Genomic DNA, 23,362 nt, shown 5'->3' with positions numbered 1-23,362 from the left:
AAAATAAGCGAAAAATGGTGCATTAATCCGGTTGGTTTAAAAAACACCACATTTCGCTAAAAAACCCGTTAGAATATCGCGTTGAAGTTGAAAGCCCCCGAGTCTACCGGGGTAAGGGCGACCGTTTTCACTTACGGGTCGCCCTTTGCTTTTGTGCAAACATGCCGCGAGGATGGCGAAATTGGTAGACGCACCAGGTTTAGGTCCTGACGCCAGCAATGGTGTGGGGGTTCGAGTCCCCCTCCTCGCACCAACTGTATTATATTTTTTTGGACGATTTTTACATGGCAACTGCAGTCGAAACCTTGGGCAAACTCGAACGTCGTATCACGATCTCCTTCCCGCTGACCGAAGTCCGCGCTGAAGTAGAGAAGCGCCTGAAAGTGCAAGCCAAAACGGCTAAAGCACCAGGCTTCCGTCCGGGCAAAGTACCTATGAAAATGGTCGCAGCACAATTCGGTTATCAGATCGAAACCGAAGTGCTGAATGATAAAGTTGGCCGTGCTTTCAACGACGCCGCGAACGAAGCCCAACTGCGCGTTGCCGGCTACCCGAACATCCAGCCGAAGGAAGAGTCGCCAGCCGGCGTGCTGTCCTTCGACGCGACTTTCGAAGTTTACCCGGAAGTGCAGGTCGGCGACCTGACCACCGTGGAAATCGAAACCGTCAAAGCTGACGTCACCGACGTCGAAATCGACAAGACCATCGACATCCTGCGCAAGCAGCGCGTGCACTTCCACACCAAGGGCGAAGCTGGCGAACACGGCGACGGCGGCGAGCCAGTTGCTGCCAACGGCGACCGCGCTACCGTTGACTTCGTCGGTTCGATCGACGGCGTTGAATTCCCAGGCGGCAAAGCTGAAGACTACCCGTTCGTGCTGGGCGAAGGCCGCATGCTGCCGGAATTCGAAGCTGCGACCATCGGCCTGAAAGTTGGCGAAGCCAAGACCTTCCCACTGGCTTTCCCAGAGGACTACCATGGTAAAGACGTGGCCGGCAAAACCGCCTCGTTCACCATCACCCTGAAAAAGCTGGAATGGGCGCACCTGCCGGAAGTTGACGGCGAGTTCGCCAAGTCGCTGGGCGTGGCTGACGGCGACATCGCCAAAATGCGCGAAGACATCAAAGTCAACCTGGAACGCGAAGTCGCTGGCCGTGTGAAAGCACGCAACAAGGAAGCCGTCATGGATGCGCTGGTGAAAACCGCCACCCTGGACGTGCCACAGTCGCTGATCGCCCAGGACACCGAGCGTCTGGCTGAAATCACCCGCCAGGACATGGCGCAGCGCGGCATGAACGTCAAGGACGTGCCATTCCCACCAGAACTGTTCGCAGACAAGGCCGAGCGTCGCGTACGCCTGGGCCTGATCCTGTCGCAACTGGTCGGCGAAAACAACCTGCAAGCCCAGCCTGAGCAAGTCAAAGCGCAAATCGAAGATTTCGCCCAAAGCTATGAAGACCCACGCGAAGTGCTGAAGTACTACTACAGCGATCGTCGTCGTCTGGCTGAAGTCGAAGCCCTTGTTTTGGAAGAAAACGTCGTCAACTACGTGCTGGGCCTGTCGAAAACTTCGGCCAAAGGTATTGCCTTTGACGAACTGATGGGAAGCAACGCACAAGCGTAATCCAGCTAGGCTAGAATAGAGTGCAATCGGCGGCGCAAGCATCGTCGTTCCGCGCAAGCGGGGCGATATCGCTGACGCCGCCGTTCCTCCCTCTGGGCCCTAGCTGCTTCACAAGGAAAAAGAATGACTGGTTATTTTGGTACCCCCGACCGTAATCCGGCACTGGACACCCAAGCCCTCGGCTTGATTCCAATGGTGGTCGAACAGAGTGGCCGTGGTGAGCGCTCCTACGACATCTACTCGCGCCTGCTCAAGGAACGCGTGATCTTCCTCGTTGGCCCTGTCAACGACCAGATGGCCAACCTGATCGTGGCCCAGCTGCTGTTCCTGGAAAGCGAAAATCCGGACAAGGACATCTCGCTGTACATCAATTCCCCTGGCGGCTCGGTATCGGCCGGCCTGGCGATCTTTGACACCATGCAGTTCATCAAGCCTGAAGTGTCCACCCTGTGCACCGGCATCGCCGCGTCCATGGGCGCCTTCCTGCTGGCTGCCGGCGCCAAGGGCAAGCGCTTCTCGCTGCCTAACTCGCGCGTCATGATTCACCAGCCTTCCGGTGGTTCGCAAGGCATGGCTTCGGATATCGAAATCCAGGCCAAGGAAATCCTGTATCTGCGCCATCGCCTGAACTCGATCATGGCTGACCGTACCGGTCAATCGATCGAACAGGTCGCCAAAGATACCGATCGCGACCGTTTCATGTCGGCCGAAGAAGCGGTAGAGTACGGCATTATCGACCAGGTACTGACCAATCGTGCCTGATCTGCGGGCTTCGCGATCTCCGCAATATCGCTGACGAATTGCCATGAAACGCCCGGGCGATCAAACGTTCGGGCGTTTCGTTTTTATTTCGGGTAGCATGTGGCTTAGCGGACATTTCTGCATTCATGCTTGCCTCCTGTAACTAGAGAAAATTGCCCCATGTCAGACAAAAAAACCTCCAGCGGCGAAAAATTACTTTACTGCTCGTTTTGCGGCAAGAGCCAGCACGAGGTAAAGAAATTGATCGCCGGGCCGTCGGTGTTCATCTGCGACGAGTGCATCGATCTGTGTAACGACATTATCCGCGACGAAACTTCGGCCGTGGAATCGGTGACCGGCGCCAAGTCGGACCTGCCCACCCCGAACGAGATCAAGGATCTGCTCGACCAGTACGTGATCGGCCAGCAAACGGCCAAGCGCATCCTGTCGGTGGCGGTGTACAACCACTACAAGCGCCTCAAGCACCTCGGTAAAAAAGACGATATCGAACTGGCCAAGAGCAACATCTTGCTGGTCGGCCCTACCGGCTCGGGTAAAACCCTGCTGGCGCAAACCCTGGCGCGCATGCTCAACGTGCCGTTCGTGATCGCCGACGCCACCACCCTGACCGAAGCCGGTTACGTGGGTGAAGACGTGGAAAACATCATTCAGAAGCTGCTGCAAAGCTGCAACTACGATGTGGAAAAAGCCCAGCGCGGCATTGTCTATATCGATGAGATCGACAAGATTTCGCGCAAGTCGGATAACCCGTCGATCACCCGCGACGTGTCGGGCGAGGGCGTGCAGCAGGCGCTGTTGAAACTGATCGAGGGCACTATGGCCTCGGTGCCGCCACAAGGCGGTCGCAAGCATCCTAACCAGGACTTCGTGCAGATCGACACCACCAACATCATGTTCATTTGCGGCGGTGCGTTCGACGGCCTGGCCAAGGTCATTTCCAACCGTTCCGAAAAATCGGGCATCGGTTTCTCGGCCAGCGTGAAGAGCAAGAAAGAGCGCAGCAACAGCGAAGTGATGCTCGATGCGGAACCGGAAGATTTGATCAAGTTCGGCCTGATTCCCGAGCTGGTCGGACGTCTGCCGGTGGTCGCCACCCTGGCCGAGCTGACCGAAGAAGCGCTGATCCAGATCCTGGTCGAGCCGAAGAACGCACTGGTCAAGCAATACGCCAAGCTGCTCGACATGGAAGGCGCCGAGCTGGAAATTCGTCCGGCCGCCCTGCACGCGATCGCTAAAAAGGCGCTGGCGCGCAAGACCGGCGCCCGTGGCCTGCGTTCGATCCTGGAACATGCGCTGCTCGATACCATGTACGAGCTGCCGAATGAAACCAATGTCGTAAAAGTGGTTATTGATGAAAATACCATTACCAGCGGCGCCAAACCTTTATTGATTTACCAGGAACAGGCTAAAGCCTCTGGTGAGAATTAATTAAGAGGTGCACACTTATCCCGGATCGATGTAAAAATCTTTTCGCATCCTCCGGGCCAGGCAGTACAATTTAAATCAAGACAGAGCAGGCTTCCATCGAAAAGCCACGCGTGACAGCAGCTGTTGCGCGTGGCTTTTTTTATTGGATTATCAGCGAGACCGTCACGTGACTACGCTCCGGGCAATATTCTTTCATCCGTAGTATTATTTCTTGTAGTTCGGTCTTGTGATTGGGCAGACCATCGCCACATCATCTTCACGCTTTCACATAAGGTACGCCATGACAACTTCCAAATTAACAGAGCAAACTCAACTGCCGTTATTGCCGTTGCGGGATGTCGTCGTTTTTCCGCATATGGTGATACCGCTGTTCGTAGGACGCCCGAAATCGATCAAGGCGCTGGAAGCCGCAATGGAGCAGGGCAAGAGCATCATGCTTGCTGCGCAAAAAGCGGCTGCCAAGGATGAACCTTCTGCTTCCGATATCTATGAAATCGGCTGCGTGGCCAATATTCTGCAAATGCTCAAGCTGCCTGATGGCACCGTCAAGGTGCTGGTCGAGGGCGCCCAGCGCGCACGCATCAACAAGATCACCGACACGCCGACGCACTTCGTGGCCGACCTGACGCCACTCGACTCCGAGCTGGGCGACGATTCGGAAATCGAAGCGATGCGCCGCGCCATCGTTCAGCAGTTCGACCAGTACGTCAAACTGAACAAAAAGATTCCACCTGAGATCCTGGCTTCGCTGTCGGGCATCGACGACGCCGGCCGCCTGGCCGATACCGTGGCTGCGCACCTGCCGCTCAAGCTTGAGCAGAAGCAAGTCATCCTGGAAATCTTCAGCGTGGCCAAGCGCCTCGAGCACCTGCTGGGCCAGCTCGAAGGCGAGCTCGACATCCTGCAAGTGGAAAAACGCATCCGTGGCCGCGTCAAGCGCCAGATGGAAAAATCGCAGCGCGAGTACTACCTGAACGAGCAAGTCAAGGCCATCCAGAAAGAACTGGGCGAGGGCGAAGATGGCGCCGACCTGGACGAACTCGAGAAGAAAGTCGCGCTGGCCAAGATGCCGAAGGAAGCGCTGGACAAGGCGACCGCCGAGTTGAAAAAACTCAAGCTGATGTCGCCGATGTCGGCCGAAGCCACCGTCGTGCGCAACTATATCGACACGCTGGTGAGCCTGCCATGGAAGAAAAAATCCAAGGTCAACAACGACCTGTCGAACGCCGAAAAAGTACTGGAAGGCGAACACTATGGCCTGGACAAGGTCAAGGAACGCATCCTGGAATACCTCGCGGTGCAACAACGCGTGGACAAACTGAAAGCACCGATCCTGTGCTTCGTGGGTCCTCCGGGCGTGGGTAAAACCTCGCTGGGCCAGTCCATTGCCCGCGCCACGAACCGCAAGTTCGTGCGCATGGCCCTGGGTGGCGTGCGCGACGAGGCCGAGATCCGCGGTCACCGTCGTACCTACATCGGTTCGATGCCGGGCAAGGTGCTGCAATCGCTGTCGAAAGTCGGCGTGCGCAACCCGTTGTTCCTGCTTGACGAGATCGACAAGATGGGCGCCGATTTCCGTGGCGATCCGTCGTCGGCCCTGCTCGAGGTGCTGGACCCGGAACAGAACCACACGTTCTCGGACCACTACATCGAAGTGGACTTCGATTTGTCGGACGTGATGTTCGTGGCGACGTCGAACTCGTACAACATTCCGCCGGCGCTGCTCGACCGCATGGAAGTGATCCGCCTGTCCGGTTACACCGAGGACGAGAAGACCAATATCGCGCTGCGTTACTTGCTCCCTAAACAGATCAAGAACAACGGCCTGAAGGAAGAGGAAATCTCTGTATCGGAAGCCACGCTGCGCGACATCATCCGCTACTACACCCGCGAAGCCGGTGTGCGGTCGCTGGAACGCGAAATCTCGAAGATCTGCCGCAAGGTCGTCAAGATGCTGCTGCTGAAAAAGTCCGACAAAAAAGTGCTGGTCACGCCGAAAAACCTGGACAAGTTCCTGGGCGTGCGCCGCTACGATTTTGGCGTGGCCGAGAAAGAAAACCAGATCGGTCAAGTCGTTGGCCTGGCCTGGACCGAAGTGGGTGGCGATCTGCTGACCATCGAGGCCGTGTCGATGCCGGGTAAAGGTGGCGTTATCCGCACCGGTACCCTGGGCGACGTGATGAAAGAGTCGATCGAAGCGGCCCGCACCGTGGTGCGCAGCCGTGCCAACCGCCTCGGCATCAAGAACGAAGTGTTCGAGAAGAGCGACATCCACATCCACGTGCCGGAAGGCGCAACGCCAAAAGACGGTCCATCGGCCGGCGCGGCGATGACGGTGGCGATGGTGTCGGTATTCACGGGCATTCCGGTCCGCGCCGACGTGGCCATGACGGGCGAGATCACGCTGCGCGGCGAAGTATTGCCGATCGGTGGCCTGAAAGAAAAACTGCTGGCGGCCCAGCGCGGCGGCATCAAGACCGTGCTGATTCCCGAGCAGAACGTCAAGGACCTGGCCGACATCCCGGACAACGTCAAGAACAAGCTCGAGATCGTGCCGGTGCGCTGGATCGACAAAGTGCTGGAAGTGGCCCTGGAACGCCAGCCTGAACCGCTAACGGAAACCGCGCCGGTGGAAGCGGTGGCTGCTGCCGCTGCCAAACCCGACGGCCAAACGGAAGTGGTAAAGCACTAACACTTATTCGTTTTTAGTATCTTGTTTTACCAAAACAGGCGCTTTTATGGCGCCTGTTTTTTATTTTTACCTACTTTTCTACAGTGCCAACCTTGACAGGGAAGTATGCTGGCTTGTTTAATACGGCCTGAGATTTTTCTCGGCCGCGATTTATCAAATGCATCAACGATAAACCGACGGGCTAAATGTTATAACTTATGTGACGGGGAACTGCTTTGAATAAGACTGAATTGATCGACCATATCGCTACTTCCGCTGATATCTCGAAAGCTGCTGCTGCGCGCGCGCTGGATGCCGTAATCGACGGCGTGACCACCACCCTGCAAAAGAACGACAGCGTGACCCTGGTCGGCTTCGGTACCTTCTCCGTGAGCGAACGCGCCGCCCGTACCGGCCGCAATCCGCGCACCAAGGAAGAGATCACCATTGAAGCAGCAAAAGTTCCTAAATTTAAAGCTGGCAAAGCTTTGAAAGATGCTGTAAACTAACGGACTTCGGTGAGCAGCCAAGGTAACAAAGCTGCTTGCGATGGCAAAAACTGGGGCGGTTAGCTCAGTTGGTAGAGCGGAGCCCTTACAAGGCTTAGGTCGGGAGTTCGAGCCTCTCACCGCCCACCAGGGTTTGCAAAATGTAGTGACCTGTAGTAAAATGTTGCACCTAGTAAGTTTGCTGGAGCGGTAGTTCAGTTGGTTAGAATACCGGCCTGTCACGCCGGGGGTCGCGGGTTCGAGTCCCGTCCGCTCCGCCAGCAACTTGTTAGATTGTGCAGCAAAAGCAGTAAATGGAAGTACCAAAGGAGCGGTAGTTCAGTTGGTTAGAATACCGGCCTGTCACGCCGGGGGTCGCGGGTTCGAGTCCCGTCCGCTCCGCCAAGAACAAGATACCCCGCAGCTAGTAATAGCTGCGGGGTTTTTCTTTTGTGCGTTATATTTCGCCAAGATAATCTTAAAACTGATTAATTTCAGCTTAAACACGAGCTCGCCGCCCATAGCAAGCTGCCATGATTACCCTTGCTATAGAGGTGTGTGCGCTGTAAAATCCGGTGGAATTGGCGGACGCGAGTTCGCCATTTTTGTATGTGCAAGTCCCTATCAATCCGAATTGGCTGACCATGTTTGAATTTATTCGTAATCATCAACGTTTGATGCAGATTCTCCTGGCGATCATCATCGTCCCGTCGTTTGCCTTAGTCGGTCTCGAAAGCTACAAAGGTTTTGGCGACGATGCGACCACCATCGCCAAAGTCGGCGGTCAACCGCTGACCCAGCAAGAATTTGACAACGCCTTGCGCAACCAGCTCGACAGCTATCGCCAGCGCATGGGCGAGCAGTTCGACCAGAAAATGTTCGACACGCCCGAGTTCAAGCAAAACATCCTCGACCAGTTGATCGCCGAACGCGCGATCGGCGTGGAAGTAACCCGTTCCAACCTGACCATCAGCGATGCGCAACTGCAGCGCGCGATCATGGACCTGTTTGGCGGCGCCGCCAACTTCGACATGGAACGCTACAAGGCCATCCTGGCGTCGCAAGGCTTGACGCCGGCCATGAACGACGCTCGCATGCGCCGCGACATGGCCCTGCAACAGCTGGGCGGCGCCGTGCAAAGCACCGGTTTCGCTCCGCGCGCGGTCGCGACCACGCTGTCGAACATCGGTTCGCAAGAGCGTGAAGTGCAGGAACTGGCGCTGCCGATCACCGAGTTCGTGCCGCAAGTCAAAGTGACCGACGCCATGGTCAAGGCATTCTACGACAAGAACAGCAAGTTCTTCGAAATCCCGGAACAAGCGAAGATCGAATACGTCGTGCTCAACAATGATGCCGTGCTGAGCCAGGTAAAAGTGACCGACGCCGACATCGCCAAGTACTACGAGGCCAACCAGGCTGCGTTCACCACCCCGGAAAGCCGCCGTGCCGCGCACATCCTGGTCGCACTGAAAAAAGGCGCGAGCGCTGCCGACACGGCAGCTGCCAAGGCCAAGGCCGAAGCGATTGCCGCCGAAGTGCGCAAAACGCCGGGCGACTTCGCCAAGATCGCCAAAGCCAAGTCGGAAGATCCTTCGTCCGAGCAGGGCGGCGACCTCGATTACGTGACCAAGGGCAGCCTGCCGGCGCCGCTGGAAGCTGCTGTCATGAAGCTCAAGCAGGGCGAGATCAGCGATCCGGTACAGTCGGACTATGGTTTCCACGTGCTGACCGTGACCGAATTGAAGCCTGCCGTGGTCAAGCCGCTGGAATCGGTGAAAACCGAAGTGGCCGATGCACTGAAAACCTCGCAAGCGTCGAAAAAATACTCGGAAATGGCTGAAGCGTTCACCAACACCGTGTACGAGCAATCGGACAGCCTGAAGCCTGCTGCCGACAAGCTGGGCCTGAAAATCGAGACTGCCAGCAATATCTCGCGCACGCCTTCGCCGCAAGCTGGTCCTGCGCCGTACAACAACGCCAAGTTCCTGACTGCGCTGTTCTCGAACGACTCGATCACCAAGAAGAGCAATACCGAAGCGATCGAAGTGGCGCCAAGCACCCTGGTTGCCGGCCGTATCGTCGAGTTCAAACCGGCCTCCAAGCGTCCGCTGGCCGAAGTCGACGCGGCGATCCGCCAGCGCGTGACGATGGAAGAAGCCGCCAAGCTGGCCAGCAAGGCCGGCGCCGAGAAACTGGCTGCCGCCAGGAAGGCTGGCGACGCCACCGGTTTCGGTCCTGCCAAGCTGGTGTCGCGCAGCAAGCCGGAAGGCCTGAACGGCGTGGCCCTGCAAGAAGTGATGAAAGCCGATACCAGCAAACTGCCAGCCTACGTGGGCGTGGAGCTGCCAGGCATGGGTTACAGCGTGTATCGCATCGGCAAAGTGCAACAGCCTGCCGAGCAGGATGCCGAGCGTCGCAAGCAGGAAGCCGAACAGATTGGTACCATCATTGCCCAGCAAGAGATGTACGAGTACATCGAGCTGCTCAAGCAGCGCGCCAAGGTCAAGATCCTCAAGCCTATCGTCACTACCACCGTGACGGAAGTTAAAGAGTAATCAGCAACACGTAACAAGGGCCGCGTTCATCACGCGGCCCTTTTTTATTGCAGTTCCAAAAATTTCAATTGACGTTTTCGATCAGCCAGCGCGCGCCGGACAGGAAATCGGCGGCGCCGATATCGCTAAGCGCCAGCGGCACAGCATCGCCATACCGCACGAAATTGCGGTCGATCGAACGCAAATAGGCAGGATCGTAATGCTCGGCCAGTAATTCGTCTACCAGCTGCGGCATGGCGCCGCTGTCTGCCATCGATTGCCAGCGGCGGATCTTTTCCTTGCCATGCAAGGCGGTCAAATGTTCGAGTTGCGCATTCAGGGTGGCCGGGCTGACCAGGAAATGCGCGTAGTCTTCCATCAACAACCGCACGCGGTCGGCGCGGCTGAGGTTGAGCGCGATGCAGTCGGCGCCGCGCATGGTGTCCATCAGCGCGGCCGGCACGCGCAGGTTGCCGACTTTTTTGCTTTCCGATTCCACGAACACCGGCAAGGCCGGGTCGCACCGGCGCAGGCAATTCCAGATGCGCGTCTCGAACGCTTTCTGGCTCGGTTGCGTCTGGCTGGGCAGGTGGCCTAGTACCGAGCCCCGGTGCGCGGCCAGTTGTTCCAGGTCCAGCACTTGCGCGCCTTGCGCGGCCAGCACTTCCAGCAAACGGCTCTTGCCGCTGCCGGTGGTGCCGCAAATTACCTTGAAGCGCAGTTGTGGCGCCAATTCCAGCGCAGCGTTGACCTCGGCGCGAAACGCCTTGTAGCCGCCGTCAAGCTGTACCACGGGCCAGCCGATCTTGGACAGGATGTGGGCCATGGCGCCGCTGCGGTTGCCGCCGCGCCAGCAATACACGAGCGGGCGCCACTCGCGCGGTTGTTCAAGCCACAGCTGCTCGATATGGTTGGCGATGTTTTTTGCCACCAGCGCACCGCCCAGCTTCTTGGCCTCGAACGAGCCCACCTGCTTGTACATGGTACCCACGCGTATCCGCTGCTCGTCGTCGAGTACCGGTGCGTTGATGGCGCCGGGCAGGTGGTCCTGCGCGTATTCGCACGGGCTGCGGGCGTCGATGATGGCGTCGAAGCTGGCGAGTTGGGGCAGGACCTCGGCGATGCCAAGCACTTCCGGATATTTCATTTTGCCTTGATCGATTTTTCCAGCACGGGCCAGATGTTGTTGAGGATGGTAGGGTGGGCCTCGGCCAGCGGATGCAGGCGGTCGGGCTGGAACAGTTGGGTTTTCTCGGCCACGCCATCGAGCATGAACGGCACCAGCGGCGCTTTCAGCTCGCGGCTCAGGGTACCGTACATGGCGTAGAATTTCTCGGAGTAATCGCGGCCATAGTTGGGCGGGATGCGCATGCCGACCAGCATCACCTTGGCGCCGGACTTGCCGGCTGTATCCGCCATGGCCTTGAGATTGGCCTGGGCGGCGGCCACCGGCAGGCCGCGCAGGCCGTCGTTGGCCCCCAGTTCGATCACCACCAGCGCCGGCTTGTGCTTGGTCAGCAGGGCCGGCAGGCGGCTACGGCCGCCGCTGGTGGTCTCGCCGCTGACGCTGGCGTTGACGATTTCGGCATCGAGTTTCTGGTCCTTCACTTTCTTTTCTGCCAGCGCCACCCAGCCCGTGCCCCGGGCCAGGCCGTACTCCGCAGAGAGGCTGTCGCCGAGCACGAGGACGGTTTTTGGTGCAGAATGAGCGCTCGCCGCTGCCGCCACCATGAGCCAGGCCGCCGCTACGTGTACACTCAGTTTCTTTGCTAACTTCATTTCCATATTGCGCATGCCTGATTTCCCTAAAGCGTCTTCCAATTTCGTGCCGGATGGTCCCGGATTCAATGCAGCCGATGTGACCGCCGCCAGTGCTGCGGCGAACCACGCCTCGGCCGCCATCGTCGTCAGCGGCCTCGCCAAGCGCGTGGCCGACGCCAGCGGCGAACTGACGATCCTGCATGAGGTCGATTTTACCGTGCAACGGGCGGAGACGCTTGCCATCGTGGGCGCGTCCGGTTCCGGCAAGTCCACCTTGCTGGGCCTGCTGGCCGGGCTGGACACGCCCAGCGCCGGCAAGGTGATCCTGGACGGCGTCGATATTTATGCGCTCGATGAAGACGGCCGCGCCGCGCTGCGCAAGGAAAAGCTGGGCTTTGTGTTCCAGTCGTTCCAGTTGCTGGCGCACCTGACCGCGCTGGAAAACGTCATGCTGCCGCTGGAACTGGCCGGCGTGGCAGGCGCGCGCGACAAGGCCGAAGCGATGCTGGGCCGGGTGGGCCTGTCGTCGCGCCTCAAGCATTATCCCAAATATCTGTCGGGCGGCGAGCAGCAGCGCGTGGCCCTGGCGCGCGCGTTCGTCAGCGAACCGCCGTTGCTGTTTGCCGACGAACCGACCGGCAGCCTCGATGCGGCCACCGGCGAAGCAGTGATCCAGCTGATGTTCGAATTGAACCGCCAGCATGGCTCCACCCTGGTACTGGTCACGCACGACCAATCGATGGCTGCGCGCTGCGGCCGCACGATCACGATTGCCGCCGGGCGGCTGGTGTGATCAGGAGAGCAAGCATGTCGATCGCATCTTTTAAAAAATCCGCGCGCCGATTCGGCGCCGGTTCCCTGCTGGCCTTTGCCGTGGCCGCCGCTTATGCCCAGGCTCCGGTCCAGCGGCCGGCGCCGATGCCGGCACCGGCTCCCACCATGTCCGCCGAGCAGTGGCGCCAGGCCGCAGTCGCCGATGTCGAAGCTGCCTACCTGATCACGCTCGACGACCACCCGGGCACGGTCGATCCGGCCAACCCCGATTTTGCCCGTAATCTTGAAAAAGCGCGCGAAGGCGGCCAGGCGCTGGCTTCCAGGGTGCGCGACGGCGCCGGCTACGCGGCCGCGCTGCAGCACTTCAACGCCTTGCTTGGCGATGGCCGTGCCGGCGTGGTACTGAAGGACATGCCGCCGGCGCCGCCGCGCTGGCCCGGCTTCATCACCGCCTGGCGCGGCGACAATATGTTCGTGGCCGCCACCACGCCCGGCGGCCCGGCCGTGGGCGCGCGCATCGCCGACTGCGACGGCAAGCCGATCGCGCAACTGGTGGAGACCAATGTGTTCGGCTTCGGCCAGCGCAGCGGCGGCACCGGCCCGTGGTGGACGTTCGCGCCCGACGTCTTCATCGACCAGGGTAACCCCTTTATTACCTTGCCGGTCCAGTGCATCTTCATCGACGAAGGCCGCGAATCGCGCCTCACGCTCAGCTGGCGCGCGATGGACGAAGCGGCCCAACGCCTGCGCGACGACAGTTTTAACGGTGTGACCCAGCCGATCGGCGTGAGCACGCCGCGCTACGGCCTGCACTGGTTCGCGCTGCCGACGTTCCAGCCCAACGACACCGAGCGCGCAGCCTACGGCGCCATGCTGGCCGAAGTACAGGCCAACCGCCAGCGCTACCTGGACGCCAACGCCGTGGTGATCGACCTGCGCGGCAACCAGGGCGGCGATGCCGTCTGGGGCCTGAACCTGGCGCGTGCGCTGTGGGGTGAAGCCCGCGTCAACCGCCGCCTCAAGGTGGCGCAGGCGCGCCAGGCGGTGCTGTGGCGCGCGTCGTTCGCCAACATCGCCCACACGTCGTTCGAAGCAGCAGACCTGTCGGAACAGCAGCGCCGCCAGCTTGGCTACGATCCGGCCGTGGTCGCTCAAGGCATGCTGGCCGCGCAGTCCCGCGATGAAAAATTTTATCCCGATCCGGCCCGCCGCGACCCGGTCAGCGACAGCGACCGCGCCGAGAACCTGCCCGGCGATCCGGCCCCGTTCACCAAGCCCGTGTACGTGGTGGTGCCGGGCCAATGCACCGGCGCCTGCCTCGAAGCGCTCGACGTGTTCTCGCTGTTCCCGAACACGAAACTGATCGGCGCGCCCAGCGCGGCCGACTCGTCGTACACCGACATCCGGCTCGAACCGCTCAAGTCAGGCCTGGCGTCGGTGGTGGTGCCGTCCAAGGTGGTGGTCAACCGACCGCGCAGCGCCGCCACGTTCTATACGCCGGCCATTGTAGTCAATGACCTCGAATGGTCGCAACGGGCTTTCCTCAAGGCGATTGAAGCGGACCTGGTGCGGAGGTAAGCAAGTACCAGGATCTATGGCGAGCAGCCCCGGATGCGCTGCAAGGCGCTTACCGGGGGCGCACAGCGAACGTTGCCAGCGGTGACCAACGACGCAGAGCGCCGGTGCTGCAAACGGGAATTCACCAGAAATTATCCGCAGTGACTTAATCTGCTTTCCGCCGCGCCAGCCAGTTCAGCGCGGCGCGAATGGCCGGTATCAGCTCGCCGGCCGTCATGCCGATCGGGCCGATGCCGGCAGCGACCAGTTCGTCTGCTGCCGCGCCATGCAGCCAAACGGCCGCCAGCGCCGCCGGCCAAGGCGGACAGCCTTGCGCCAGCAGGGCGCCGCACAGTCCCGATAACACGTCGCCGGTACCGGCCGTGGCCAGCGCCGGGTTGCCGGTGGGGTTGATCACCGATTCACCGTCCGGTGCGGCGATCACCGTGCCCGAACCTTTCAAGACCACCACCGCTTGCAGGCGCGCGGCCAGCGTGCGCGCTGCCGCCACGCGGTCGGCCTGCACGTCGGCTACTTTGGTGCCCAGCAGCCGCGCTGCTTCCAGCGGATGCGGCGTGAGCACGGCGGTGCTTTTCCGGTGGGCGAGGGCCTGTTGCAAGGCCGGGTCGCGGGCCAGCAGGTTGAGGGCGTCGGCGTCGATCAGCAGTGCGCTATTGCTGGCGATGGCGCGCGCCAGCAACTGCGCTGCTGTAGCCGAGTCGCCCAGGCCGGGGCCGATCGCCAGCGTGGCTTGTTCGAAGTCGTAGCCTTCGGCCAGGCGGCACATCAGCTCGGGCTGGCCGCTGTCGGCTGGCAGCGGATTGTCAGGAAACAATACGTACACGCGGCCGGCGCCGGCGTGCAGGGCCGTGCGCGCGGACAGGATAGGCGCGCCGCGCATGCCGGCGCCGCCGCCGATCACCGCCACGCTGCCGTAAGTGCCCTTGTGGCCGCTGTGGCGCCGTGCGTGCAAGTGGCCGGCGAACAGGTCCGGCCCGTTCAGGTGAAGGCGGGCGGGCGGGAACAGCGACGGCGCGATATCGAGGTTAGCCACCTCGACCAGCCCGGCGTGATCGCGGCCCTCGTTGGTGTGCAGGCCCGGCTTGTCACCGATAAAAGTGATGGTGTGGCTGGCGCGCAGCGCGATGCCGTCCGGGCCGACGATGGCGCCGGTGTCCGCATCGAGGCCGCTCGGCACGTCCAGCGCCAGCACCGGGCAGTTCAGCTGGTTGACCGCTGCCACCAGTGCGCGCAGCGTTCCGGTGAGAGGCCGGGCCAGGCCGATGCCGAACAGGCCGTCGATGACCAGTTGCCAGTGGGCCGAGGGCAGGGCGGTTGCCGCAAGTTCTTCGATGGTGTTCTTGTCGCTGCTGGTCGCCTTTTGGCTCTCGGTTAATGGCTGCGCCTCGGCTGACCAGGTGGCGGTAAGCGGCGCGTCACTGCTTTGCCGCTGTTGCCTGCCGCCGGTGGCTTGCGCCGCAGGCGACGACATATCGATGATATGCGCACCGCTGCTTGCGGCCCGCTGCCAGGCGGCCGCGCGTTCCGGCGACTGGGTGCCCGCTGGTGCACTGTGCAGCACCGTCACCGCAAGCCCCGCATCGGCCAGGTGTGCGGCTGCTTCCAGCGCGTCGCCACCGTTGTTGCCGGGACCGGCCAACACCAGTACCGGCCCCGGTGCAGGAGCAATAGCCGGAACCGAGCCCGGAGTCGCGCCCGCAACCGGAACCTCGCTCACAACCAGGCCCGGACCCGGATCCAGTGCCGATACCGGGGCCGCGACCGGCGCCGAACCCGCCAAAGCTGCGGCAGAAGCTGCACCTGGCAGCAGCCTGAGCGCAGCGGACGCCGCAGCCAGCCCGGCCCGCCGCATCAATTCGCCCTCGGGCAAGACGGCAGTGGCGGCATGTTCGATGGCGCGGATTTCGGTGGTGCAATAAAGTGGGCTCATGCTGTCATCTTAACATCGGTGATTGCGCGTGCCGTGTTAGGCGAGCGCCGCATCACGCACTACAATAACCGCTTTACCGACAGTGACGAGGCATGCATGGACTGGCAATTCTGGATCGACCGGGGCGGCACTTTTACCGACATCGTGGCGCTGGCGCCCGATGGCCAACTGCGCACGCTGAAGCTGCTTTCCGAAAATCCCGAACACTATGCCGACGCCGCCATTGCCGGTATCCGGCAACTGATGGGCGTGGCGCCGCACGAGGCGATTCCGGTCGAGCGTATTGCCGCCGTCAAGATGGGCACCACGGTGGCCACCAATGCGCTGCTCGAGCGCAAGGGCGAGCCGACCGTGCTGGCGATTACGCGCGGTTTCGGCGATGCGCTGCGCATCGCCTACCAGAATAGGCCACGCCTGTTCGACCGCCATATCGTGCTGCCCGAACTGCTGTACACGGACGTCATCGAAATCGACGAGCGCATGGGCGCCCACGGCGAGACGGTCGTGCCGCTCGACCTGGCCGCCGCCCGCGTGGCGCTGCAAGCGGCCTACGACAAGGGCTTGCGTTCGCTGGCCATCGTCTTCATGCACGGCTACCGGTATCACGCCCACGAAAATCGCGTGGCCGAGGCCGCGCGTGCCATCGGCTACACCCAGGTGTCGGTTTCGCACCAGGCCAGTCCCTTGATGAAACTGGTCGCGCGCGGCGACACCACCGTGGTCGATGCTTATTTGTCGCCGATCCTGCGCCGCTACGTGGACCTGGTGGCGCGCGAGCTGCCGGGCGTGAATTTGCAGTTCATGCAGTCGTCCGGCGGGCTGACCGATGCCAGGGCATTCCAGGGCAAGGACAGCATCCTCAGTGGTCCGGCCGGCGGCATTGTCGGCATGGTGCGCGCCAGCCAGCTGGCCGGTTTCGACAAGGTGATCGGCTTCGACATGGGCGGCACGTCCACCGACGTCTCGCATTTCTCGGGCGAGTTCGAACGCGTGTTCGAAACCCAGGTGGCCGGGGTGCGCATGCGCGCGCCGATGATGAGCATCCACACCGTGGCGGCCGGCGGCGGTTCGGTGCTGCACTTCGACGGCAGCCGCTACCGCGTCGGTCCCGACAGCGCCGGCGCCAATCCGGGACCGGCCAGCTACCGGCGCGGCGGCCCGCTGGCGGTCACCGACTGTAACGTCATGCTGGGCAAGATCCAGCCCGAGCATTTTCCGCACCTGTTTGGCGCCGACGGCCGCCAGCCGCTTGACGCCCAGGCCGTGCGGGTGCGCTTCGTGGAACTGGCGGCGCGGATTGCCGCCGCCACCGGCAACCCCACCACGCCCGAACAGGTCGCCGAAGGATTCCTCGACATCGCGGTCGGCAATATGGCCAACGCCATCAAGCAGATCTCGGTGCAGCGCGGCCACGACGTGACCGACTACGCGCTCACCAGCTTCGGCGGCGCCGGCGGCCAGCATGCGTGCCTGGTGGCCGATGCGCTGGGCATGAAAACCGTGTTCGTGCACACGCTGGCCGGCGTGATGTCGGCGTACGGCATGGGCCTGGCCGACCAGTCCAGCATGCGCGAAGCAGCGGTGGAAGCGCGCCTCGACGAAGACGCGTTGCCCGACCTCGAAGCGCGGCTGCACGCGCTGGGCCGGCAAGCCAGCGCCGACCTGCTGCACCAGGGCGTGGAGCACGAGCGCATCACCCTGATCGAACGCGTGCACCTGCGCTACGAGGGCACCGACACCGCGCTGATCGTGCTGTTCGACCAGGCCGACGGCATCGCGGCCATGCGCGCACAGTTCGAAGCCGCGTACCGCAAGCGCTACTCGTTCCTGATGCAGGGCAGGGCGCTGATCGTGGAGGCGGTGTCGGTGGAGGCGGTGGGCGCATCCGATGCGCCTACCGAAGCCGCGCCCGTCGATGCAATGACTGATGCGGCCACCGCACCGGCGCCCGGCGCCGTGGTGCCGATGTACGCGAGCGGCCAGTGGCTGCAAACCGGCTTGTACCAGCGCGCGGATATTCACGCGGGCGCCTTGATCGACGGCCCGGCCATCATTGCCGAGGCCAATGCCACCACCATCGTGGAAGCGGGCTGGCGCGCCGAGGCCACGCCGCGCGGCCACCTGGTATTGCGCCGCGTGGCCGCGCTGCCGGCGCGCCGGGCGATCGGCACCAGCGCCGACCCGGTCATGCTCGAGATCTTCAACAACCTGTTCATGTCCATCGCCGAGCAGATGGGGCTGCGGCTGCAAAACACGGCGTATTCGGTCAACATCAAGGAGCGGCTGGACTTCAGCTGCGCGATTTTCGACGCCGACGGCAATCTGATCGCCAACGCCCCGCACATGCCGGTGCACCTCGGTTCCATGGGCGAGAGCATCAAGACCGTGATGCGCGAAAATGCCGGCCGCATGCAGGCCGGCGACGTCTTCATGCTCAACGATCCGTACAACGGCGGCACCCACCTGCCCGACGTTACGGTCATCTCGCCCGTGTTCGACGAGGCCGGCGCCGAGATCCTGTTCTATGTGGGCTCACGCGGCCACCACGCCGATATCGGCGGCACCACCCCCGGCTCGATGCCGCCCGATTCCCGCGTGATCGAGGAAGAGGGTGTGTTGATCAGCAATTTCAAATTGGTCGATGGGGCAAGTGCGGGCGCCGAAGGCGGCCGCCTGCGCGAAGCGGAAACCCGGGCGTTGCTGGCCGGCGCCCGCTACCCGGCGCGTAACCCCGACCAGAACCTGGCCGACTTGCGTGCGCAAGTAGCCGCCAACCAGAAGGGCGTGGAAGAATTGCACAAGATGGTCGCCCACTTCGGCCTCGACGTTGTACGTGCCTACATGGGCCACGTGCAGGACAACGCCGAAGAAGCTGTGCGGCGCGTGATCAGCGCGCTGCGCGATGGCAGCTACCGGCTGCAGCTCGACAACGGCGCCCAGATCGAAGTGAGCGTGATGGTCGATCACGACACCCGCAGCGCCGAGATCGACTTTACCGGCACGTCGCCGCAGCTCGACAATAATTTCAATGCGCCGTCGGCCGTGTGCATGGCGGCGGTGCTGTACGTGTTCCGCACGCTGGTCAACGACGAGATTCCGCTCAACGCCGGCTGTCTGAAACCGCTGCGCGTGATCATCCCGCCCGGTTCCATGCTCAATCCGCACTACCCGGCATCCGTGGTGTCGGGCAACGTGGAAACGTCCACCTGCATTACCAACGCCCTGTACGGCGCGCTGGGCGTGATGGCGGCAGCGCAGGGCACGATGAACAATTTCACGTTCGGTAACGCGCAATACCAGTACTACGAAACCATCAGCGGTGGCTCCGGCGCCGGTCCCGGCTTCAACGGCGTGAGCGTGGTGCAGACCAATATGACCAATTCGCGCCTCACCGATCCCGAGATCCTCGAATTCCGCTTCCCGGTGCGGTTGGAGAGCTACCGCATCCGCGCCGGCAGTGGCGGCGCCGGTGAATGGCGCGGCGGCGACGGCGGCGTGCGCACCGTGCGCTTCCTGGAGCCGATGACGGCAGCGATCCTGTCCAACAACCGTATTTATCCGCCGTTCGGCATGGCCGGCGGCTACCCCGGTGCGCTGGGCCGCAATACCGTGGTGCGCGCTGACGGCACCACGGAACAGCTGGGTCACATCGGCAAGACCGACATGCAGGCCGGCGACGCTTTCGTGATCGAAACCCCGGGCGGTGGCGGTTATGGCACGGTGCTGCCATGATCATCGGTCAGGCGACGACTAGCCGTCCGGCGCAACTGACCAGCCCGATGGCGGCGCGGGTGTATGCCCACGACTGGGCCGGCACCGGACTGGGCGACATTGCCTCTTGGCCAGCTTCGCTGCGCGTCAGTGTGAACCTGATACTTGCCTCGGATTTTCCATCGTGCCTGTTCTGGGGCCCGGACATGCTGATGATCTATAACGACGCCTACCTGCTGCTGATGGGCCAGAAGCCCGACGCGCTCGGCTGCCCGCTGGCGCGGGTATGGAGCGAGGTCTGGGACGATATCAAGCCGATCCTCGACCGCGCCTGGCTTGGCAGCTCCACCTTCATCGAAGACTTTCCCTTGATGGTGGACCGCGACGGTCACAGCAAGGAGGCATTTTTTACTTTTTGCTACAGCCCGGTGCTGGATGAACATGGCGTTACCGTGGGCGTGCTCGACACGGTGGTGGAAACCACGTCCAAGGTGCATGCCATGCGCGAGACGGCGCGCTTTTCGTCAGCCCTGAAGGACGAGTTGCAGGCGCTGACCCAGGACCGCGACCGCATCTGGCAACTGTCGAGCGATGCCATGACACTGCTCGACGCCAGCGACACCGTGGCAGCCATCAATCCCGCGTTCAGCCGCACCTTGGGCTGGGACGAGGGCGAACTGGCCGGCACGCCATTCACCGCGCTGGTTCATCCGCTCGAACAGGACTTCGTACTGGGGCGCCTGCGCGCCATCCGGCATGGTCGCGGCACGCCCAGGCTCGAAGTCCGGATGCGCCACCGCAACGGCGAGTACGTGCACATCGACTGGACCAACGCACTCAATGGCAATTTTCTGCTGGGAATCGGCCGCGACAGCACCGCCGAACGGGCGGCTGCCGAAGCCCTCAAACGCACCGAGGCGGCGCTGCAGCAGGCTCATAAAATGGAGGCAATGGGCAATCTGACCGGCGGCGTCGCGCACGACTTCAACAACCTGTTGCAGGTTATCGCCGGCAACCTGCACTTGCTGTCGCACGTGGTGGCGGGCGACGCCCGCGGCCAGCGCTACGTGGACAGCGCACTGGGCGGGGTGCAGCGTGGTGCGCGGCTGGCCAGCTACCTGCTGGCGTTCGGCCGGCGCCAGGCGCTGGCGCCGCGCGTGGTCAAGGTGGGCACGCTGATTGCTGCCATGGACGAGATGCTGACCCGTTCGTTGGGTGAGACGGTCAATGTGGTCACGGTCATCGCCCCCGACATCTGGAGTACGCTGGTCGATACCGCGCAGGTGGAAAACGCCGTGCTCAACTTGTGCATCAATGGCCGCGACGCCATGAACGGCCACGGCAGGCTGACCATCGAAGTGGCCAACGCCAGCCTCGATGAGCAGTATGCGAAACGCCACGCGGAAGTCCAGCCCGGACAATACGTGCGCATCGCTGTCACCGACACTGGCTGCGGCATGCCGCCCGAAGTTGTGCAACAGGCGTTCGATCCGTTCTTTTCCACCAAGCCTGAAGGGCAGGGCACCGGCCTGGGACTGTCGATGGTATTTGGCTTCGTCAAGCAATCGGGCGGCCACATCAATATTTACAGCGAAGTAGGCAGCGGCACCACCGTCAAGCTCTACCTGCCGCGCTGCCTCGACGAACACGAGGACTGCACGGCGCCGCCGGAAGCCGACGCGGTAGTGGGCGGCAGCGAAACCGTGCTGGTGGTGGAAGACGACGAAGGCGTGCGCGATACGGCGGTCGAGTTGCTCAAGCAACTCGGCTACACGGTCCTCAAGGCCGCCGATGCCACGGCAGCCTTGAGCATTCTCGACAGCGGCATCGGCATCGACCTGCTGTTTACGGACGTGGTGATGCCAGGTTCGCTGCGAAGTACCGACCTGGTCAGACTGGCGCGGCAAAAGACGCCTGGGCTGGCAGTGCTCTACACCTCCGGCTACGCGGAGAACGCGATCGTCCACGGCGGCCGGCTGGAGGCAGGTGTGCAGTTACTGGGCAAACCGTATTCCCGCGAGGCGCTTGCGCGCAAGGTGCGACACGTGCTGAACCGGTCTTCCGAGCAATAATAAATTCTCTGAAGTATTATTTTCTGCATATTTAAATTGTTTTTAGGATACTTTAGTTTTTTTTGATCCAGTTCTGGTAAGATCGCGCCTTGTCTTCGAGCCGGCCCAAAAATCGCCGTCAGTTGCCCACTTCCACTGCCTGTTAAATTTTTTGGAGCCTGCTTCATGTCCACCACGCGCCTCAAGTCCCTTTTGCTGTCCCTGTCTGCCGTTGTCGCCATGAGCGCAGGCATGGCCCACGCCGCGACCAATCTGGTTACCAACGGCAATTTTGACGACACCACCAACGGCAACAACAAGCGTTTGTCGGCGTCGCCGACCAACGAGGACGACCGCACCACGCTGTCCGGCTGGACCAGCACGAGTATCGAAGGCAACGGCGGCGGCTACAACTTCGTCCTGGACGCCAACACCGCCAAGACCTGGGACTCGGTCATCTGGCTCAGGAGCGAAGTCGATGGCGTCAGCAACGGCTACGCAGCGTCGGCCAACGGTGGCAATATCTTTGCATCCGATGCACTGTACGGCCCGGGCACGCTGGCGCAAACCATCACCGGCCTGAAACAGGATGCCTATTACCAGCTGACGTTCGACTACGCGCTGGCGCAGCAAGTCGGTTTCACCGGCGCCAACACCAATAACTTCTGGCACGTGATGTTTGGCGACCAGAGCGCCAACTCGAGCGGCCTGAGCATCACCAGCGGCGGCTTCAGCGGCTGGCAGACTGCCACCATGACCTTCCAGGCGTCCGGCACCAGCCAGGTGCTGTCGTTCCTGGCGCAAACCACCGCGCCGGGCGCGCCGCCGTTCCTGCTGCTCGATGGCGTCAACCTGACCGCCGTACCGGAGCCAACCACCTGGGCCATGATGCTTGGCGGTTTCGGCCTGGTCGGTTTCCTGGCGCGCCGTCGCCAGCGTGGCAGCGCCGCTCTGGCGTAAGCATTTTCCATGTCCGAGACATTGGCCGGGTTTGCCGCCACCGCGGTGCGCCTGGCCGCCTGGCTGGTGCTGCTGACGGTGGTGTTCGTGCCACTGGAGCGCTGGTTCGGTGCGCGCCATGCGCCCCGGCCGCGCCGCGAGCATGCGCACAATATCGCGTATTACATCATCAGCAGCATGGTGCCGATTGTCTTGCTCGGTGTGCCGACGGCCTTGCTGGCGGTGCTGGCCCGGCAGGTGGTGCCGGAGCCGCTGACCGGCGCGATCGCCGGCCTGCCGCTGGCAGTAAAAGTGGCGCTGGTGTTCATCGTCGGCGAAACCGGGTTTTACTGGGGCCATCGGCTCAGCCACGAACTGCCTTGGCTGTGGCGCTTCCACGCGCTGCACCACAGCACCGAGCACATGAATTTCCTGGCCAATACCCGCACCCATCCGGTGGACATGGTGATCACGCGGCTGTTCGGCCTGGTGCCGCTGTACTTGCTGGGTTTGGCCGGTCCCACCATGGCCGGTACCGCCGCGCCAGCCGCGCTGCTGGTGGTGGGGACGTTGTGGGGCTTCTTCATCCACGCCAACCTGCGCTGGCGGTTCGGTCCGCTGGAATGGCTGATCTCCACGCCGGCCTTCCATCACTGGCACCACAGCCGCAACGACCACATCAACCGCAACTACGCCTCGACCTTGCCGGTGCTCGACCGCTTGTTCGGCACCTATTATCTGCCGCGCCACTGGCCGGCCGAGGTCGGCACCGACACGCCGCAACCCGCGACATTGGCCGGCCAGTTGCTCGACCCGCTGGCGCCGGCCCCCAAAGCGCGCTGAGCTTTCAACACGGTACCGATGGTATCGGCTGGCGATACCATCGCCGCTGGACTTGATGACAACGTTGCTCCGCAGTACAGTCGGACTTTTATGCTGTGCTGGAGGTTACCTTGCATCGATTGAAAAAACTCTTGCGCGGGCGCTCGTCGGCCAACACGGCGGTGCTGTCGGCATTCTTTCTCTGCGGCCTGTATTTCGCGTCGTGGTGCCTGATCAATCAGTGGTCCAGCATGCCTGGCACCATGATCTTTTACCGCTAACTATCGG

Annotated in this window: 16 protein-coding genes and 4 tRNA genes; 17 read left to right on the top strand and 3 right to left on the bottom strand. The window is 62.0% G+C overall.

Annotation, left to right across the window (positions count from 1 at the left end):
• Positions 1 to 166 precede the first annotated feature (166 nt).
• The 10 genes from F8197_RS05540 to F8197_RS05495 all read left to right on the top strand — a co-directional run bounded on the left by F8197_RS05540 (position 167) and on the right by F8197_RS05495 (position 9,529).
• Positions 167 to 253 (top strand) — tRNA-Leu (locus F8197_RS05540).
• A gap of 31 nt (positions 254 to 284) precedes the next feature.
• Positions 285 to 1,625, top strand: a complete 1,341-nt coding sequence (gene tig / locus F8197_RS05535) for a trigger factor (RefSeq protein ID WP_026637126.1) — start codon at positions 285 to 287, stop codon at positions 1,623 to 1,625.
• Positions 1,626 to 1,748: 123 nt separating this feature from the next.
• Positions 1,749 to 2,387 carry an ATP-dependent Clp endopeptidase proteolytic subunit ClpP gene (gene clpP / locus F8197_RS05530; protein WP_056145035.1) on the top strand — a complete coding sequence of 213 codons (639 nt, stop codon included), beginning with the start codon at positions 1,749 to 1,751 and terminating at the stop codon, positions 2,385 to 2,387.
• A 159-nt stretch (positions 2,388 to 2,546) separates the two neighbouring features.
• Entirely contained in the window at positions 2,547 to 3,815 is a 1,269-nt protein-coding gene (gene clpX, locus F8197_RS05525; RefSeq protein ID WP_019921006.1) for an ATP-dependent Clp protease ATP-binding subunit ClpX, read from the top strand.
• Between the two features lie 280 nt (positions 3,816 to 4,095).
• Positions 4,096 to 6,507: an endopeptidase La gene (lon, locus tag F8197_RS05520; RefSeq protein WP_026637127.1), complete on the top strand. Its 2,412-nt coding sequence runs from the start codon at positions 4,096 to 4,098 to the stop codon at positions 6,505 to 6,507.
• A 215-nt stretch (positions 6,508 to 6,722) separates the two neighbouring features.
• The gene (locus F8197_RS05515; protein WP_019921008.1) at positions 6,723 to 6,995 is read left to right on the top strand and encodes an HU family DNA-binding protein; all 273 of its coding nucleotides are present in this window, start codon (positions 6,723 to 6,725) and stop codon (positions 6,993 to 6,995) included.
• 53 nt (positions 6,996 to 7,048) lie between these two features.
• Positions 7,049 to 7,124, top strand: a tRNA-Val gene (locus F8197_RS05510).
• Positions 7,125 to 7,178: 54 nt separating this feature from the next.
• A tRNA-Asp gene (locus F8197_RS05505) sits at positions 7,179 to 7,255 on the top strand.
• A gap of 47 nt (positions 7,256 to 7,302) precedes the next feature.
• Positions 7,303 to 7,379: transfer RNA gene (locus F8197_RS05500), tRNA-Asp, on the top strand.
• A gap of 239 nt (positions 7,380 to 7,618) precedes the next feature.
• Positions 7,619 to 9,529: a SurA N-terminal domain-containing protein gene (locus F8197_RS05495; RefSeq protein ID WP_152880581.1), complete on the top strand. Its 1,911-nt coding sequence runs from the start codon at positions 7,619 to 7,621 to the stop codon at positions 9,527 to 9,529.
• Between the two features lie 64 nt (positions 9,530 to 9,593).
• Here F8197_RS05495 and mnmH read toward each other — a convergent pair whose 3' ends face one another.
• Together mnmH and F8197_RS05485 are read right to left on the bottom strand one after the other, a co-directional pair.
• Positions 9,594 to 10,655 (bottom strand): tRNA 2-selenouridine(34) synthase MnmH, encoded by a 1,062-nt coding sequence (mnmH, locus tag F8197_RS05490; RefSeq protein ID WP_152880580.1) that lies wholly within the window; start codon positions 10,653 to 10,655, stop codon positions 9,594 to 9,596.
• Positions 10,652 to 11,302 carry an arylesterase gene (locus F8197_RS05485; RefSeq protein WP_152880578.1) on the bottom strand — a complete coding sequence of 217 codons (651 nt, stop codon included), beginning with the start codon at positions 11,300 to 11,302 and terminating at the stop codon, positions 10,652 to 10,654. The genes mnmH and F8197_RS05485 overlap by 4 nt, the downstream gene beginning before the upstream one ends.
• 31 nt (positions 11,303 to 11,333) lie before the next feature.
• Between F8197_RS05485 and F8197_RS05480 the strand changes: the two genes are divergently transcribed.
• Positions 11,334 to 12,062, top strand: coding sequence for an ABC transporter ATP-binding protein (locus F8197_RS05480; RefSeq protein ID WP_056145050.1), 729 nt, complete (start codon positions 11,334 to 11,336; stop codon positions 12,060 to 12,062).
• A 14-nt stretch (positions 12,063 to 12,076) separates the two neighbouring features.
• Entirely contained in the window at positions 12,077 to 13,621 is a 1,545-nt protein-coding gene (locus F8197_RS05475) for a hypothetical protein (RefSeq protein ID WP_152880574.1), read from the top strand.
• A gap of 145 nt (positions 13,622 to 13,766) precedes the next feature.
• Here F8197_RS05475 and F8197_RS05470 read toward each other — a convergent pair whose 3' ends face one another.
• Entirely contained in the window at positions 13,767 to 15,551 is a 1,785-nt protein-coding gene (locus F8197_RS05470) for an NAD(P)H-hydrate dehydratase (protein WP_152880572.1), read from the bottom strand.
• 96 nt (positions 15,552 to 15,647) lie between these two features.
• On the opposite strand from F8197_RS05470, the gene F8197_RS05465 reads away from it, so the two are divergent.
• From F8197_RS05465 to F8197_RS28505, 5 genes are all read left to right on the top strand, one after another.
• The gene (locus F8197_RS05465) at positions 15,648 to 19,283 is read left to right on the top strand and encodes a hydantoinase B/oxoprolinase family protein (RefSeq protein ID WP_152880570.1); all 3,636 of its coding nucleotides are present in this window, start codon (positions 15,648 to 15,650) and stop codon (positions 19,281 to 19,283) included.
• The gene (locus tag F8197_RS05460; protein WP_152880568.1) at positions 19,280 to 21,334 is read left to right on the top strand and encodes an ATP-binding protein; all 2,055 of its coding nucleotides are present in this window, start codon (positions 19,280 to 19,282) and stop codon (positions 21,332 to 21,334) included. The genes F8197_RS05465 and F8197_RS05460 overlap by 4 nt, the downstream gene beginning before the upstream one ends.
• 165 nt (positions 21,335 to 21,499) lie before the next feature.
• Entirely contained in the window at positions 21,500 to 22,273 is a 774-nt protein-coding gene (locus tag F8197_RS05455) for a PEPxxWA-CTERM sorting domain-containing protein (RefSeq protein ID WP_152880566.1), read from the top strand.
• Positions 22,274 to 22,282: 9 nt separating this feature from the next.
• Positions 22,283 to 23,095, top strand: a complete 813-nt coding sequence (locus F8197_RS05450) for a sterol desaturase family protein (protein ID WP_152880564.1) — start codon at positions 22,283 to 22,285, stop codon at positions 23,093 to 23,095.
• Between the two features lie 110 nt (positions 23,096 to 23,205).
• Positions 23,206 to 23,355 carry a hypothetical protein gene (locus F8197_RS28505; protein ID WP_157094826.1) on the top strand — a complete coding sequence of 50 codons (150 nt, stop codon included), beginning with the start codon at positions 23,206 to 23,208 and terminating at the stop codon, positions 23,353 to 23,355.
• Positions 23,356 to 23,362: the final 7 nt, after the last annotated feature.

Origin of the sequence: Duganella sp. FT27W (assembly GCF_009295655.1) — a bacterium.
Classification (GTDB): Bacteria; Pseudomonadota; Gammaproteobacteria; order Burkholderiales; family Burkholderiaceae_D; genus Rugamonas; species Rugamonas zoogloeoides.
The sequence above is the reverse complement of the archived record's forward strand: the minus strand, read 5'-3'. Positions and strand labels throughout refer to the sequence as shown.

Excerpts from the sequence above, each read along its gene's own strand:
- tig (WP_026637126.1), top strand. The coding sequence starts at position 285 with ATGGCAACTGCAGTCGAAACCTTGGGCAAACTCGAACGTCGTATCACG.
- clpP (WP_056145035.1), top strand. The coding sequence starts at position 1,749 with ATGACTGGTTATTTTGGTACCCCCGACCGTAATCCGGCACTGGACACC.
- clpX (WP_019921006.1), top strand. The coding sequence starts at position 2,547 with ATGTCAGACAAAAAAACCTCCAGCGGCGAAAAATTACTTTACTGCTCG.
- lon (WP_026637127.1), top strand. The coding sequence starts at position 4,096 with ATGACAACTTCCAAATTAACAGAGCAAACTCAACTGCCGTTATTGCCG.
- F8197_RS05495 (WP_152880581.1), top strand. The coding sequence starts at position 7,619 with ATGTTTGAATTTATTCGTAATCATCAACGTTTGATGCAGATTCTCCTG.
- mnmH (WP_152880580.1), bottom strand. The coding sequence starts at position 10,655 with ATGAAATATCCGGAAGTGCTTGGCATCGCCGAGGTCCTGCCCCAACTC.
- F8197_RS05485 (WP_152880578.1), bottom strand. The coding sequence starts at position 11,302 with ATGCGCAATATGGAAATGAAGTTAGCAAAGAAACTGAGTGTACACGTA.
- F8197_RS05475 (WP_152880574.1), top strand. The coding sequence starts at position 12,077 with ATGTCGATCGCATCTTTTAAAAAATCCGCGCGCCGATTCGGCGCCGGT.
- F8197_RS05470 (WP_152880572.1), bottom strand. The coding sequence starts at position 15,551 with ATGAGCCCACTTTATTGCACCACCGAAATCCGCGCCATCGAACATGCC.
- F8197_RS05465 (WP_152880570.1), top strand. The coding sequence starts at position 15,648 with ATGGACTGGCAATTCTGGATCGACCGGGGCGGCACTTTTACCGACATC.
- F8197_RS05460 (WP_152880568.1), top strand. The coding sequence starts at position 19,280 with ATGATCATCGGTCAGGCGACGACTAGCCGTCCGGCGCAACTGACCAGC.
- F8197_RS05455 (WP_152880566.1), top strand. The coding sequence starts at position 21,500 with ATGTCCACCACGCGCCTCAAGTCCCTTTTGCTGTCCCTGTCTGCCGTT.
- F8197_RS05450 (WP_152880564.1), top strand. The coding sequence starts at position 22,283 with ATGTCCGAGACATTGGCCGGGTTTGCCGCCACCGCGGTGCGCCTGGCC.